Source organism: Exiguobacterium sp. PFWT01, assembly GCF_018255795.1.
Taxonomy (GTDB): domain Bacteria; phylum Bacillota; class Bacilli; order Exiguobacteriales; family Exiguobacteriaceae; genus Exiguobacterium.
On sequence record NZ_CP073755.1, the window covers coordinates 2,275,578 to 2,289,724 of the forward strand.

General features: G+C 48.3%; 16 protein-coding genes. 4 read left to right on the top strand and 12 right to left on the bottom strand.

Annotation, left to right across the window (positions count from 1 at the left end):
- Positions 1-9: 9 nt before the first annotated feature.
- The 5 genes from KD909_RS11750 to KD909_RS11770 form a co-directional block, all read right to left on the bottom strand.
- Complete coding sequence (locus KD909_RS11750) at positions 10-645, bottom strand: response regulator (RefSeq protein WP_015880838.1); 636 nt, start codon at positions 643-645, stop codon at positions 10-12.
- Positions 646-647: 2 nt separating this feature from the next.
- A complete protein-coding gene (locus tag KD909_RS11755) occupies positions 648-1,670 on the bottom strand; it encodes a sensor histidine kinase (protein WP_015880837.1) in 1,023 nt (340 codons plus the stop codon).
- Positions 1,667-2,356, bottom strand: coding sequence for a cell wall-active antibiotics response protein LiaF (liaF, locus tag KD909_RS11760; RefSeq protein ID WP_015880836.1), 690 nt, complete (start codon positions 2,354-2,356; stop codon positions 1,667-1,669). The genes KD909_RS11755 and liaF overlap by 4 nt, the downstream gene beginning before the upstream one ends.
- Positions 2,357-2,434: 78 nt before the next feature.
- Complete coding sequence (locus tag KD909_RS11765) at positions 2,435-3,079, bottom strand: PspA/IM30 family protein (RefSeq protein ID WP_015880835.1); 645 nt, start codon at positions 3,077-3,079, stop codon at positions 2,435-2,437.
- Between the two features lie 22 nt (positions 3,080-3,101).
- Positions 3,102-3,491 carry a lmo0954 family membrane protein gene (locus tag KD909_RS11770; RefSeq protein ID WP_211781656.1) on the bottom strand — a complete coding sequence of 130 codons (390 nt, stop codon included), beginning with the start codon at positions 3,489-3,491 and terminating at the stop codon, positions 3,102-3,104.
- Between the two features lie 245 nt (positions 3,492-3,736).
- Between KD909_RS11770 and rsgA the strand changes: the two genes are divergently transcribed.
- Positions 3,737-4,702 carry a ribosome small subunit-dependent GTPase A gene (gene rsgA, locus KD909_RS11775; RefSeq protein WP_031421061.1) on the top strand — a complete coding sequence of 322 codons (966 nt, stop codon included), beginning with the start codon at positions 3,737-3,739 and terminating at the stop codon, positions 4,700-4,702.
- 38 nt (positions 4,703-4,740) lie between these two features.
- Here the strand turns inward: rsgA and pflA are convergent, their stop codons facing one another.
- Positions 4,741-5,457, bottom strand: coding sequence for a pyruvate formate-lyase-activating protein (gene pflA / locus KD909_RS11780; protein ID WP_015880832.1), 717 nt, complete (start codon positions 5,455-5,457; stop codon positions 4,741-4,743).
- Between the two features lie 56 nt (positions 5,458-5,513).
- On the bottom strand, positions 5,514-7,760 hold the full coding sequence (gene pflB / locus KD909_RS11785; protein WP_015880831.1) for a formate C-acetyltransferase: 2,247 nt from the start codon (positions 7,758-7,760) through the stop codon (positions 5,514-5,516).
- A gap of 361 nt (positions 7,761-8,121) precedes the next feature.
- Between pflB and KD909_RS11790 the strand changes: the two genes are divergently transcribed.
- Genes KD909_RS11790 through KD909_RS11800 form a run of 3 tightly spaced genes read left to right on the top strand, consistent with a single transcriptional unit; the run spans position 8,122 to position 10,405 of the window.
- Positions 8,122-8,544 carry a hypothetical protein gene (locus KD909_RS11790; RefSeq protein ID WP_015880830.1) on the top strand — a complete coding sequence of 141 codons (423 nt, stop codon included), beginning with the start codon at positions 8,122-8,124 and terminating at the stop codon, positions 8,542-8,544.
- Between the two features lie 53 nt (positions 8,545-8,597).
- Entirely contained in the window at positions 8,598-9,764 is a 1,167-nt protein-coding gene (locus KD909_RS11795; RefSeq protein WP_211781657.1) for a DEAD/DEAH box helicase, read from the top strand.
- Positions 9,761-10,405 carry a hypothetical protein gene (locus KD909_RS11800; RefSeq protein ID WP_031421056.1) on the top strand — a complete coding sequence of 215 codons (645 nt, stop codon included), beginning with the start codon at positions 9,761-9,763 and terminating at the stop codon, positions 10,403-10,405. Before KD909_RS11795 ends, KD909_RS11800 begins: the two co-directional genes overlap by 4 nt.
- A gap of 22 nt (positions 10,406-10,427) precedes the next feature.
- Here KD909_RS11800 and KD909_RS11805 read toward each other — a convergent pair whose 3' ends face one another.
- The 5 genes from KD909_RS11805 to KD909_RS11825 form a co-directional block, all read right to left on the bottom strand.
- A complete protein-coding gene (locus tag KD909_RS11805) occupies positions 10,428-11,534 on the bottom strand; it encodes a hypothetical protein (RefSeq protein ID WP_211781658.1) in 1,107 nt (368 codons plus the stop codon).
- 9 nt (positions 11,535-11,543) lie between these two features.
- Positions 11,544-12,350: a hypothetical protein gene (locus tag KD909_RS11810; RefSeq protein WP_211781659.1), complete on the bottom strand. Its 807-nt coding sequence runs from the start codon at positions 12,348-12,350 to the stop codon at positions 11,544-11,546.
- Positions 12,347-13,027, bottom strand: a complete 681-nt coding sequence (locus KD909_RS11815) for an ABC transporter ATP-binding protein (RefSeq protein WP_211781660.1) — start codon at positions 13,025-13,027, stop codon at positions 12,347-12,349. The genes KD909_RS11810 and KD909_RS11815 overlap by 4 nt, the downstream gene beginning before the upstream one ends.
- Positions 13,005-13,397: a GntR family transcriptional regulator gene (locus KD909_RS11820; RefSeq protein WP_211781661.1), complete on the bottom strand. Its 393-nt coding sequence runs from the start codon at positions 13,395-13,397 to the stop codon at positions 13,005-13,007. The genes KD909_RS11815 and KD909_RS11820 overlap by 23 nt, the downstream gene beginning before the upstream one ends.
- A 139-nt stretch (positions 13,398-13,536) precedes the next feature.
- Positions 13,537-14,127 (bottom strand): kinase, encoded by a 591-nt coding sequence (locus tag KD909_RS11825; RefSeq protein ID WP_211781662.1) that lies wholly within the window; start codon positions 14,125-14,127, stop codon positions 13,537-13,539.
- Between the last annotated feature and the right edge of the window lie 20 nt (positions 14,128-14,147).

The window sequence follows — 14,147 nt, forward strand, 5'->3', positions numbered from 1 at the left end:
GGAGACGGTTCATCCTTTACTGACCAAGTTATGTTGGAACGCATAGACGACTGCCTGGGTCCGGTCATAGACGTCAAGCTTCGTCAAGATGTTCGACACGTGAGTCTTCACTGTTTTGAGTGAGATGAACAATTCGTCCGCGATCACTTGATTCGACTTGCCTTCCGCCATCAGTTGCAAAATTTCTCGTTCTCGAGCAGTAAGACTCTCATGGAGGGTCATTTCCGGATGACGCAGGCGTTCGAGCATCTTTCCTGTCACTTGGGCGGCCATGACCGGATTACCGGCAGCGGTTTGACGAATCGCGTCTGCAATTTCATTGGCGTTTGCCGTCTTGAGAACATAGCTCATCGCACCGGCTTCGATGACAGGGTACACTTTCTCATCATCCAAGAAACTCGTCACGACCAAAATTTTCGCTTCTTTCCAACTTGCTTTAATTCGTTTCGTCGATTCGACTCCGTCAACGGGCTCCATCACCAAGTCCATGAGGACAACATCTGGCTTCTCCGCAATCGCAAGCTCCGCTCCCGTTGCTCCGTCCGATGCTTCGCCGACGACTTCGATGTCCGGTTGTGTCGATAAAAAGGCAGATACGCCCGCCCGAACCATTTCATGATCATCAATTAATACAACTCGAATCATCATTACCCCTCCACTTGTTGTTTCACACGTACTTCAATTTGTGTCCCTACATTCGGCACACTGACCAATCGCAACGTTCCACCGACTTCTGCCGTACGCTCTCTTATCGATTGTAATCCATATGAGGCGACTTGTGTATCGTCCACATTAAATCCAATCCCATCATCGTTAATCTTTAAAATGACCGTCTGTTGTACCGTTCGCATCTCGATTTCTAAACGAGTCGCTTTGGCGTGTCGCAATGTGTTACTAATCGCTTCCTGAACAATCCGAAACAGTTCATTTTCAGTGTGCCGGGAGAGTTTCACTTCCTCTAAACGCCAGACGAGCTCGGTCGATTGTTTACGAGATAGTTCTTCTAACAAGCGTTCGATTCCCGTCTTGAGTGTCATGCCTTCTAATTCGACCGGTCGAAGTTGTAACAGCAACGAACGCATCTCTGCCTGTGCGGTCTGCGCCATGAGCTCGACTTGTTCCATTTGTTTACTCGCGAGATCTGGTTTCGTCTGCATCGTCTGTTTGACCGCTGTCGTCATCATCGAGATGGCATAGAGCTGTTGACTCACCGAATCATGAAGTTCTCGTGCGACGCGACGTCTTTCTTCGACGACGGCCTCACTCCGCGCCTCTTCCACACTGACCGGACGCTCACCGACTCGCTTCGCCATCTCGACCATCTCTTGGCGCTGTTTCGATACGCGGACGATTCGTTCGAGTGTATCTCGGTATGGGGACATCGGGCGGAAAGTGATGTCTTTTTGGTTCTCCAGTTTCCAAAGGGCATTGGCGACTTCTCGAAAGTCTCGGCGCAAATAAAAATACGAACCGACGCCAAAGATACTTCCGATCAAGACGGCAATCACCAGGATGGACACACCGAAAGGCAACCCTTCTTCACGCGAAAATAAATCGCTCAATGAAGTCGAGTCACCTATGAGAAACGCTACTGTGATCAAGAAAGCCGTCAACAGGCTACTAAACAGTTGATGCCAGACGACCGTTCGTGGATAAGAATCTTTTTTCATACCGTCATCACCTCGACACTTCCGCTCATGAGCACGATATGAATCCGGACTTTCCGCGTCGCCTGGACATAATCATCAGACGCTGTATAGAAGCGACGATTGAACACCGGCGAATAGTTCGAGTCATCAACCTGCACTTTACCGAACCCGATCGATGCGTCAATCGAATAGTCATACCCCGCAGGAATGAGGATTCGAATATCTCCTGCGAGTCCATTGAGGAGTAAGAACGTCTCTCCTTCCGGAATGATGGCTTGTGACAAATCCATCTCGACATCCCGTAGTAAAAAGAACTCATTCGTATCACGTAACACATAGTGCCCCGATTCCTTCATCCCAAATGAGAAGGCTTGTTCTTGACGAAGGGGTGTCCGGATTTTCGATTCGACCGGTCGATTCTTATAGAGTCGATAGCCGAATAACAGGAGAAGTCCGGAAAGCACGAATCCGAATGCCGCAGATGAGAAGATCAAGCCGATCAAGAGGATTCCTCCGATTGCGTAAAAAATATAGCTAGCAGACTGCTTGCCCCGACGACTGAACCGTCGACCGATGTAGAGGAGAAGCAGCGGGAGGATCATGCTGAATAAGACGCTATTCCCACCCGTCACGATATCGATGAAGAGTCCGACTGAAAATAAGATAATCATAAATCCAATGATTTGACGTGTGTTCCAACGTTCCATGTCCATTCCCCCTTTCTGTTCATATGTATGAAGCAAAGAAAGCGATGACCTTGTTCAGGTCATCGCCGAACCGTCACCTCACTCTTGTTTAAAGCGACGCTCCAGTTCTTTCAATTTTGCTTCAAAATCATCTTCATCTTCCTGCGTGTCTTGCTTCTCTTCAACAGGTTGTTCTTTCTTGTCTTCCTCAGTAAACGGATGCGACTGCGATGTATTTTGACCAAAGATTTGGTCGAGTGCCCCTTTTAACAAGTCTAGGTTTTCGCGCATCGCAAATTCATAACGTTTATTCTGCATCTCATCGAGCTTGAGTTTCATCTCGAGCGCACGACGCTCTAATGTATCCAACTCGCGCTCACCCTCGTCAATCAATCCTTCAAAGTAACGGTACTGTTCCCCGTAGTGTTTGGATTCGAGTGCCGCACGTTCTGCCAACTTTTCTTCCCCGGCTTGTTTCGCCAGTTCTGTTTGCTCATATCGTTTATCTGCCATCTTCTTGGCATCATCACGTTTTTCAGCAAGTTCTGCAAGCAATGTACGTTGACGTTCCACGAGTCGTTCAACCGACAACGCTTCCTTCTCCGCTCCACGGATATGACGGTTCAATTCCGCTTCTCCACTTGAACGTGGCATCTCTTTATCCTGGTATTTCTTCACTTCTTTCGAAATTTCTTTCGTCAATTCATTCGCTAATTCACGAAACTGATCAAACGGTGTCTTCATGGTGAATCCTCCTTATGAAATCTCAACGACGATTAACAAATTTTTGCCACACTTGATCAAACTGTTGGAAGCTGCTCCGGCCGGCACGCGTTCCGTCTGCATTTAAAATCTCGACATCCGGGTCGCGTTTTTCACCTGTATACATCATATACCCTTTAAACAACAACCACGCGACAATGATTCCGACGAGTGCCCAAATGTTTGAGAGCATCGTCCCAATCCCAATGACGGCGAGGATCCCGAAACCAACTTTAGCACCGATGTGTGTCACAGCCTGAAAACGGACTCCAGCCCAAAGCGTCAAGAGCGCTCCTAATCCGAATAAGATCATATTCGGTAAAGAACCGATCAACACGAGCACTAGAGCGATCGCGGCCACGATGAACAACACCTTTTTCACTTGGCGATTCATCTGTCATCCCTCCTTGTTAAGTACACTCTTATCATAATACGTTATTTGACATAGGTCGACGAGCGGAAGGCTTGTTTCACCTCGGTCTTTAGACTGAGATGTTACCGTTTCCAGTAACTGTGATACACTAATGCTATCGAACAACGAAAGGATGATGTTTTATGAGCAACATGATGCATGCACGTAACCAAATGTCAGCGAATCGGAGGGCTGTCGTCCTCCATCATTAAAAGGAGGATTCTAATTTGTTTCAACAAACTGAAACGGGACGTGTCACGGCACAGTTCCAACATCTTTATACGGTATCAATCGGAGAAAACGCCTATATGTGCGGGGTTTCCGGAAAATTTCGACATGCCGCGACGAGCGAACGGGATTACCCGGTCATCGGCGATTATGTCACGATTCAAGTTCGCGAACATGGTCAAGGTACGATTCACCATCTCCTTGAGCGTCGGACCGTTCTTTCACGAGCGGCCGCCGGCAACGAGACACGTGAACAACTGATCTGCGCGAACGTCGACTACGTCTTGATTACGATGGCATGTGGACATGACTTCAACATCCGTCGTCTAGAACGCTATACGCTTGCCGCTTGGGACACCGGGGCAATCCCAATCATCGTCTTGACGAAGACCGATCAAGTCGACTCCGTCGACACACTGCTCGAAGACATTCAAGTGAACGCACCCGGAATCCAAGTATTCCCCGTCAGTGCTGTGACGGGAGAAGGTGTGGCTGAACTTCGTCACGCGTTACCGAGCGAAAGCACGATCGCCTTCGTCGGTTCGTCCGGAGTCGGAAAATCTACGCTGACGAACGCCCTCGCCCACGAGACACTTGCCGTCACACAAGCCGTCCGGGCGCAGGACGAGCGCGGAAAACATACGACGACACACCGCGAACTGTTCCGAATCGATGACTTATACGTCATCGACACACCAGGGATGCGAGAATTCGGACTATGGGAAGGAAGCGAGCATCTCGATGAGACGTTTCGTGATATCGAAGCACTTGCCGAGACTTGCCGCTTCCGCGACTGTTCACATCAGAAAGAACCGGGCTGTGCCGTTCAAGAGGCGCTAACGAACGGTACGCTAGATGTGAAACGCTATGCCAGCTACGTCAAACTAGAACGGGAACTTCTCTATATGGAGAAGAAACAGGCAGAACATGCCCGCGTCCTAGAAAAGAAGAAAAAGCGAGTATAACGTCAAACAAGCGCAGACCACATCGGTCTGCGCTTGTTTCATACAGTTCCCTGCAAAATCCCTTCTGCCCATTCGACTTCATCGGATGTCGGGGGCTTCGTGCCTTTAAGCGGATAATCGAGTCCGAGCGCCTCCCATTTGTAGACACCCATCTCATGGTACGGCAAAATCTCGACTTTCTCGACATGGTCTAGCTTTTGAATGAACGCGGCCGTGCGACGAAGCGCACCTTCTTCGAGCGTCCATCCAGGTACAAGGACGTGGCGAATCCACATTTTCGTTCCGCGCTCGGAAAGGTGTTCGGCAAGCGCGAGCGTGTTTGCATTGCTACGTCCCGTCAACTTCTTACACATGTCGTCGTCGATATGCTTGATATCGAGCAAGACAAGGTCGGTGTGATCTAAAATCGCATCCAAATTAGGAGGTCGGAGCGCACCGGACGTATCAAGTGTCGTATGAAGCCCATGCTTTTTCGCCTCACGCAGCAGCGCCTCTAAAAATTCAGGTTGCGCGAGTGGGTCACCACCAGAAATGGTGATGCCCCCCTTCGATGCTTCCATGAACGGACGGTAACTGAGCGCCTCTTGAATGACGTCTTCAGCCGAGCGGTGGTTATTCTTTTTGAAATCCCACGTGTCCGCATTATGGCAGTATAAACAACGCAAGGCACAACCTTGTAAAAAGACGATGAAGCGAATACCTGGGCCGTCAACTGTTCCGAATGATTCGACCGAATGTACATATCCCATTGTCATCGAAATGACCTCCTAACGAATGAGCGGCCCTCCGTGGAAGGCCGCTAAGCCTTTACTTACAACGAACCGTGGAACGTACGGTTGATGACGTCGATCTGTTGCTCACGTGTCAACTTGATGAAGTTGACCGCATATCCTGATACGCGGATTGTGAGTTGCGGATATTCTTCTGGATGTTCCATAGCGTCGAGAAGCGTCTCGCGGTTAAAGACGTTGACGTTCAAGTGATGTCCTTTGTGCTCTCCGCTCATATACCCATCGAGAAGTGCCGCCAAGTTGAGTTCGCGTGCGATTTCTTCTTTCCCGAGTGCTTTCGGTACGATCGAGAACGTATACGAGATTCCGTCTTGTGCGTGTTCGAATGGAAGTTTCGCAACAGATGAGAGCGATGCAGCCGCACCTTTTGTATCTCGTCCATGCATCGGGTTCGCTCCTGGAGCGAATGGTTCACCGGCACGGCGTCCGTCTGGCGTGTTCCCTGTTTTCTTACCGTAGACGACGTTCGATGTGATGGTGAGGACCGATTGTGTGTGAAGCGCGTCACGGTATGTTTTATGCTTCCGCACTTTCTCCATGAATGATTCGACGAGTTCGACGGCGATTGCATCGACACGGTCATCATTGTTTCCGAATTTCGGGAAGTCTCCTTCTGTTTCGAAGTCGACGATGATTCCTTCTTCATTCCGGACGGGTTTGACGTTTGCATATTTGATTGCTGAAAGACTATCTGCCGTTACCGAGAGACCCGCGATTCCACAAGCCATCGTCCGTAAGATTTCAGGATCGTGAAGCGCCATTTCGATTCGTTCGTACGCATATTTATCGTGCATGAAGTGAATGACGTTAAGTGTATTCACGTATAGCTCCGCCAACCAGTCGAGCGTTCGGTCAAAGTCGGCATACACTTTTTCGTACGTAAGCACGTCTTCTGTGTTCATTTCCCAAACTGGAGCGATTTGAGCGCCGCTCTTCTCATCACGTCCGCCGTTCATGCTATAAAGAAGGGCTTTCGCCATGTTGGCACGCGCACCGAAGAACTGCATTTGTTTCCCGATCTTCATCGGTGACACACAACATGCGATACCGTAGTCATCACCGAATTGTGGCATCATCAAGTCATCGTTCTCATATTGAATAGCCGACGTTTCAATCGACATTTTCGCACAGTATTGTTTGAAGCCTTCTGGAAGTTTCGTCGACCAAAGGACCGTCAAGTTTGGTTCTGGAGCTGGTCCGAGGTTCGTGAGTGAATGTAAGAACCGGAATGAGCTCTTCGTGACGTTCGAGCGACCATCTTGACTCATCCCACCGATTGATTCCGTCACCCAAGTCGGGTCACCAGAGAATAACTCGTTATAGTCCGGTGTCCGTAAGAATTTGACGATTCGAAGTTTCATGATGAAGTGGTCAACGATTTCTTGGACGTCCGATTCTGTTAAGCGACCCGCTTCAAGGTCACGTTCGGCGTACACATCAAGGAATGTCGAGACGCGACCGAGTGACATTGCGGCACCGTTTTGTTCTTTGATGGCAGCAAGATACGCCAAGTACACCCATTGATATGCTTCTTGCGTATTTTCCGCAGGACGACCGAGGTCAAATCCATAAGCGGCTCCGAGTTGTTTAAGTTCTTGGAGGGCACGAAGTTGTTCCGATAGTTCTTCGCGGTCGCGGATGTCCGATTCAGATAAGAACCCGCCACGTTTTGCCAAGTCTTTTTTGCGTTCTGCCATCAAGAAGTCGATTCCATAAAGGGCGACACGACGGTAGTCACCGATGATGCGTCCGCGACCGTATGCATCGGGAAGCCCTGTGATGATTCCTGATTTACGAGCGGCCCGCATTTCTGGTGTATAGGCATCGAAGACACCTTGGTTATGTGTTTTACGAATCTCTGAGTAAATTTTTGTGATTTCTTCGTCTGGCTCGAAACCATATGATTCGAGTGCCGCATCGACCATACGGATGCCGCCATTCGGGTGAATCGAACGTTTGAACGGCTCATCCGTCTGAACGCCAACGACTTTCTCTAACTCTTTGTTTAAGTAACCTGGTCCATGCGACACAATTGTCGATGGTGTGTGTTGATCGACGTCCCAGACGCCTCCACGTTCACGCTCTTCTTTTGTTAGTTCCATCACACGATTCCAAAGAACGTTTGTCGCTTCAGTCGGACCTGCTAAAAACGTATCGTCTCCTGTGTACTCATGACGGTTCAAACGGATAAATTCACTGACATTCACTTCATTCGTCCACTGACCAGGGATAAAACCTGACCATGCGGATTTGATTTCGGTTGCCATGTTGATTCACTCCTCATTCTCGAAAGTAACTGCGTGTTATCTATACTGTGAGTGTACGTGAAAACGTGAACAATATGTTTTACATTCTTGTGAAACTTGTAACAATCTTATGAACGTGATGAAATAGCCGTTTTTGAAAGCGTTTTACAAACTGTTATATCCGCTAGTTTATATAGTTTGAAACAGATGATTCCCAATTAGATAAGGTTTACCTATCATCTGTACTAATTTGATTGTTCTGTGACGAACTATACAGTTTTTAAGGTGATTAATCTCACATCACTCGGTTAGAACTTGAATTTTTGTGTCGTATCAGACACAATGAAGGCAGAACATTGTATAAGAGGAAGGGGTTCTACTCATGACGTATGAACCATTAACAGCAAATCACGCCTTTCAGGTCGGCGATCGCATCTCATTAAAGGTCGATGAGGCCGGCGAAAAGCGTGACGGATTTATCACAGAATTTGAAGACGGAGGGTTTTGGATCCGCTTCGACGATGACATCGAGAACGAAGATTTTATTGATTATCGCGACCAGCTACTCGCCGCACTTTTGTCGCGTCCAATCCATGTCATTACGACACATCCGGAACTGAAACCGTTCGAGAACATGACGGCCGAATTACAGTATCGCGTTTATCAAGGATTCACGATTGAGAAAGTTGAATTGACAGCAGAAGGTGCAGACGCCCACATCCAACTCATCGAAGACGGTCAGACGTATACACAGACGTTACGTTCTTCCATGGAAGATGGTCAGGAGCATGTTCGCTATATTTGACGAGGGAGCGCTGTCGCTTCCTTTGTTTTTGCCTAAAGATAAGGAGACCGAATATGAATTTTACAAAACCTTTTATTAACGAAACGTGGGAACGGATGGGCTTCAATGAGCCGATGCCGGTCCAAAAAGAAGCGTTTCCTCTACTATTAGATGGAAAAGACGTGACAATCGAGGCACCAACCGGAACGGGTAAGACACTCGCCTACCTCCTTCCAGCCATTGAAAAGATTGATCCGTCGAATGACCGCATCCAAGTCGTTGTCGTCGCCCCGACCCGTGAACTTGTCATGCAGATTCAACAAGTCGCGCAACGTTTCACCGAAAAAGGCGACGTCCGCATCGGTTCGTTCATCGGCGGTGTCGAATTGAAACGTCAAATCGACCGAATCAAGAAAAAACCTCACTTGATCGTCGGGACGCCGGGTCGTCTCGTCGAGTTGATCGACAAGAAAAAACTGAAGCTCCACGAAACACATACCGTTATATTAGATGAGGCCGACCAAATCATCGACAGCGGTTTGACGGAGGCCGCAGAACGAATCATCAAGCATACTGCGCATGAGCGTCAACTTGCACTCGTCTCGGCAACACTCACCGACTCACTCCAAGAGTGGGCGTCACCGTTCATGAACGAACCGGCTCATATCAAAATCGAACGTGCCGTAAGCGATCAAGTGACGTACGGCTATCTGTTGACGACGCGCCGGTATAAACCGGAACTTCTTCGTCGTCTTTCACACGTCGACGGTGTGAAGGCACTCGCCTTCATCAACAACCGCTCGTTCTTGCCACCGCTTCGCGGAGAACTTGAAAAGTTGAAAGTGAACTACCGGATGCTCGACAGCTTGAAAGGGAAACGTGAACGCGTCGAGACGCTCCGCGAATTCCGTAAAGGCGAATACCCGCTCCTCATCACGACCGGTCTCGCTGCACGCGGTCTCGATATTGAAGACGTGACGCACGTCGTCCATTTCGATTTACCGGAATCCATTGATGACTTCATTCACCGTTCCGGCCGTACCGCTCGCGGTAACGCGGGAGGCACTGTCCTTTCCCTCGTGACGACGGATGACCTGCCACACTTGAAATCGTTCGCGCGTCAACTCGGTGTCGAGTTGAAAGAGCTCGAAATCTATCGCGGTGACGTGATTGAGAAACGGATTGAGGAGAAGCCTCCTGTCGTCAAACGTCCTGCGAACAAGCGAGGTCCGCGCCGATGAAAAAAGACCGGAAAGTAATTCCCTTCCCTTTGCTCGTCGAAGAGTCCGAATTGCTTGCCGAACTGAAAAAGTTGTATGAGCAAGCGGCTCTCGCGCGAAGCACACAATGGACGAACTATATTCAAGAGATCGCATCGGAAGGGACATGGCACTTAAAAGATGCCGAACTCTTCCGTGACCTCTTCATCGATTGGGCCGTCTTCTTTGAGACGGATGAGGATGGGATGACACCCCATGGTCGCTACTTGGCCGACCATAAGAGCGACATGTCCCCTGCCCTCTATCACGCACTCCGTGGACTAGCTGTCCCGCGTTGTAGTATCTTTGAAGTGACGGAAGACGGTCAGTTGAAAGACTGGGAGTCAAAAGAGACATATGCTGTTCAGTTACCAGAAGAACGTGAGACCGGCGACCTCGTTCTCGGGAAGTTACTCGATATCCGAGGCAGTTGGCGTTTCGGTTCGGCATTCCTCGCCTTACCTGCGAAGATGTCTGGGAATGTTGCCGATCTGTATATCGACTTTACAGATGAAGTCGGTCCCGGTGCCTTTTTGGAGCAGTTCCCGGAGTTCTGCGCGGAACTGATCGACTTGTTGCTGGATTTAGAAGAAGGCGTCATCATACCGAAACCATCAAAATAAGCAAAGGGCCGCGGCCCTTTGCTTATTTTTGTCTGACATCTACGTCAATCTGTTTGAGCATGTCACGCGCTTCTTCGTTTTCAGGCGTGATCGCCGCACTCGAGATTTGTTTCCCATCCTCGTATACATCGATGATGACACCGTCTTTCGCTTGGCGCGTTTGGTACAGGCGACCATTTTCATAGAAGGCGTGATCCACTGAATCGAGAACTTTACGAGTCATCTGCTTCCCGGTGTTCAAGTCGATGGCGACTTCCTCGCCATCCTCATTTAAGGCGAACAGGTTTTGACCCGACACTGTATGATCCCAAAAGTCCTGACCTTCAGCCAATTGAACAACTTTACCCGTTTTTGTATCGTAAGCGAAGAGTCCTGGGTTCGGATCCTCAACATTGATTTCCTCTTCCCCTTCTCGGATCACTTCGTACGAGCTGACACCGACAGGGATGTAACGTGTTTCTGTCACTTGAGAGGATACATCGGTAGCGTAAAAACGATTCGTATTGATGACATGGGTGATAAATCCTTTGTCCATGCTCAACTCTTTGACCGTCACCTCATTCATCGCTTGATCAAACGTGGCAAGCATCGTTTTTTCTTCACCGTCATATCCGTCTCGATAGATTAGATTCAGCTGATCATCATGCAGGAACATGCCTGACCATACCCCGTTCACGATGTCGTATATTTTTGAATCATTGGCATCGAACGAAAACGTCGATAACTTTTCTCCATCTTCTTGTGTAAACACGATGAGCTCTTTCATCCCATTCTGACCGACCCCGATGTATCCATCCTCTGTTCGAATCGATTCCGCATACGTCATTCCGTTCATTTGTCGATGAATCGAACGTTCTCCCTCATTCAAACGTTCACGATATCGCAGTCCCTCAGCAATATAATTTAAGTTTGACGTGATACGACTCTCATCCGTCGTCACTTCAAACCACTGTGCAACATCGTCCTCTGTGCCATACGTGACCTCTACCACCGCGTCTTCCCACACAGATGGATTCGAACTGATGTCTAACGCCCATTCTGCTTTCGGTTCTGTCGCATCAACGGCAAACGTCCCAAGCCCAATCACGATGACCGCACCGAGCGCGGCCACATTCCACATTCGTTTCATCTTCTCACCTCACACATTCAATTTCGTCTGTAAAAATCTTCGACCTAGCCACATCGTCACACTCGTCCATACCATCAATACCACACCGACATACACAATCGTCTCATCGTAAATTAGTCGATTCGACAAGAACGCGTAACCTAAAACTGGAATAGTAAAGATGACAACTAGAATTGACAAGCTAAGTACCGGTGACCAGATCGTCCGCTGCCAGAAACTCCGTTCAATCAACACAAATATGAAAACAAATAGGACAACGATGACAATAAATACTTGATGAATGATAAAGTTGATGAGCGAAGAAGGATACATCAGAGACAATATTCCCTGATACGACAGTGTTTGTTCAAATGATCCTTGAGTCGGAATCATCTTGTCATCGAACCAACTCGTGAACGCTATGTACTGCAATTTAAGGGCAATCCACTCAATGGCAAATAGTCCTAACGTCATCATTAAAATAGTGCCAAGTTTAGCGAAAAAGATGACCATCCGTTTTTGTGGCATCGTGAGCAGTCGCAACATGAACGTCCCTCGTCCTTGAAAATCGCGATACCAGATCCATACGCTGTACAGTAACACGGCAGCGACGGCGATCCCGAGGGATAAAAGATATGGAGTCCCGTTCAAGTAACTGACAAACATCAATGGATAGTCTGCATCTCCTGTACGTCGCAATTGCTCATAAAAGTTTGTTTCGTCCCATAAAAAGTAACCGAGATATCCAAACTGGACGACGAGAAGTCCTGCAACGAGTATCAAAAATGGTTTCGTGACTCGCTCGACTTCCCAACTCAATAGTTTCAATAAATTCATGCCCCGTACTCCTCTCTCATCACATCGACGATGGACTTCCCGTGAATGAAACGGACATCCTCGACATCAAACTCACGAACGATGCGCCCGTTATTCAACATGACCGCCTTGTCAATCAAATACTCGATATCCTCAATTTCATGTGTCGTGATGAGGACGCCCCGGTTCTCCATGATTTCACTAGAGAACAGTTCAACAATCTGTTCTTTCGAAAAGACATCGATGCCTGAGAACGGCTCATCGAGCAATAGATAATCCGGGTCTTGGGCAATGCCGAGCGCAAGGTTCGCTTTGGCGAGCGTCCCTTTCGATAACTCGCTCAACTTATCTTCCGGGAACAATTTAAAATCTTCGACGAGACGAGCAAATAATGCCGGATCAAATGTCGGATAGAAATCTTTCATAAACGCCTCACACTGTTCAATCGTGAAATGAATCGGGAACATCGCATGGTCGGCGACAAAGGCGACACGATTCAAATCGATCGGTTTTCCATCAATCAATACCGAACCTTTATCGAAAGGTGTCAATCCCATGATGCCTTTCAATAACGTCGATTTCCCCGTTCCGTTTAGTCCGATGAGGCACGTGATCTCCCCTTTGTTTGCTGTGAACGAAACGTCTTCAATGACTTGCTTCCGCCGATAGCGTTTCTTAACTCCCAACACTTCGATCATCGTACATCCCCTCCTTATACTGTCGTTTAATCTTCTCGACCAGCTCGTCCACCGAGACGTCGAGTTCTTGAATCGCTTCCACAAATACCGCGACCGCATCGTCTACAATCTCAGAGCGAATGTGTTTGAGGATGACGTCATCTGTCGTCACGCGACTCGGTCGATTTCGTTCGGTCGTAATCAATTGTTGGTCCTCCATTTCTTTGAACGCTTTTTGAACGGTGTTCGGATTAATTTTTAAATCGTTTGCTAGTTCTCGCCGAGATGGCATCTCATCCCCGGCTCTCAGTTCACCGAGCGCCATCTTCTTCTTGAAGTAGTCGACGACTTGTAGGTAAACCGGTGCCCTCGTATTGAATTGCATGTTCATCACCTTTCTAAGTGTATGACATGGTTAATACACTTTCTAACTGTATTATTAGCATAATACACTAAGACGTCAATCATTTTTTCAAATTTTCTCCAAACAAAAAACACCTGACACGTAGGTCAGATGTTGAAACGTTCAGTCAGAGCACGATATCTGCCTCTCTTTTTGGGTCGACGTGTTGAAGATACAAATCTTCCCCTGGCCAATACCTGCGCTTGTATTTTTCAAGCCGTGCTGTCGGATCACCGAGGTATGTATCCCGGTTCAGTACTCGCTCGTACCGAACTTTTCGGGGACAGTCGAGATAAATCACATAGTCGAAATAAGAACGCCATTCCGGACGTTGTAGAAAAATTCCTTCTACGATAACTGTATGTGCGAATGATATGTCCACGATCTCTTCTGCGATGATATCTCGTTCATACACGTAACGAGGTAACGTCAATTCCGTCATCCCATTCCTCAATGGACGAAACAGTTCACGTTCTAAGCGCGAGACGTCCCATTGAAGTACGTAATACTCCACCGGTTCAGGCTGTCCGGTCTGATAGCGTCTGTCCCGTTCAACGATATAGTCATCGATGTGAAGAACGTAAATACTCGGCTCATTGCTTAAATGTGAGACGAGCGTCGTCTTGCCCGCTCCGCTCAGTCCATCAATCGCCACGACAAACGGGCGATTGGCCGAGTGCATCGAACGCGCCGCAAGGATGACGTCTACTATGTTCATATCGTTCCTCCTCACACAAA

Coding starts and splice junctions, on each gene's coding strand:
- KD909_RS11750 (WP_015880838.1), bottom strand. CDS start 645: ATGATTCGAGTTGTATTAATTGATGATCATGAAATGGTTCGGGCGGGC.
- KD909_RS11755 (WP_015880837.1), bottom strand. CDS start 1,670: ATGAAAAAAGATTCTTATCCACGAACGGTCGTCTGGCATCAACTGTTT.
- liaF (WP_015880836.1), bottom strand. CDS start 2,356: ATGGAACGTTGGAACACACGTCAAATCATTGGATTTATGATTATCTTA.
- KD909_RS11765 (WP_015880835.1), bottom strand. CDS start 3,079: ATGAAGACACCGTTTGATCAGTTTCGTGAATTAGCGAATGAATTGACG.
- KD909_RS11770 (WP_211781656.1), bottom strand. CDS start 3,491: ATGAATCGCCAAGTGAAAAAGGTGTTGTTCATCGTGGCCGCGATCGCT.
- pflA (WP_015880832.1), bottom strand. CDS start 5,457: ATGACAATGGGATATGTACATTCGGTCGAATCATTCGGAACAGTTGAC.
- pflB (WP_015880831.1), bottom strand. CDS start 7,760: ATGGCAACCGAAATCAAATCCGCATGGTCAGGTTTTATCCCTGGTCAG.
- KD909_RS11790 (WP_015880830.1), top strand. CDS start 8,122: ATGACGTATGAACCATTAACAGCAAATCACGCCTTTCAGGTCGGCGAT.
- KD909_RS11795 (WP_211781657.1), top strand. CDS start 8,598: ATGAATTTTACAAAACCTTTTATTAACGAAACGTGGGAACGGATGGGC.
- KD909_RS11800 (WP_031421056.1), top strand. CDS start 9,761: ATGAAAAAAGACCGGAAAGTAATTCCCTTCCCTTTGCTCGTCGAAGAG.
- KD909_RS11805 (WP_211781658.1), bottom strand. CDS start 11,534: ATGAAACGAATGTGGAATGTGGCCGCGCTCGGTGCGGTCATCGTGATT.
- KD909_RS11810 (WP_211781659.1), bottom strand. CDS start 12,350: ATGAATTTATTGAAACTATTGAGTTGGGAAGTCGAGCGAGTCACGAAA.
- KD909_RS11815 (WP_211781660.1), bottom strand. CDS start 13,027: ATGATCGAAGTGTTGGGAGTTAAGAAACGCTATCGGCGGAAGCAAGTC.
- KD909_RS11820 (WP_211781661.1), bottom strand. CDS start 13,397: ATGAACATGCAATTCAATACGAGGGCACCGGTTTACCTACAAGTCGTC.
- KD909_RS11825 (WP_211781662.1), bottom strand. CDS start 14,127: ATGAACATAGTAGACGTCATCCTTGCGGCGCGTTCGATGCACTCGGCC.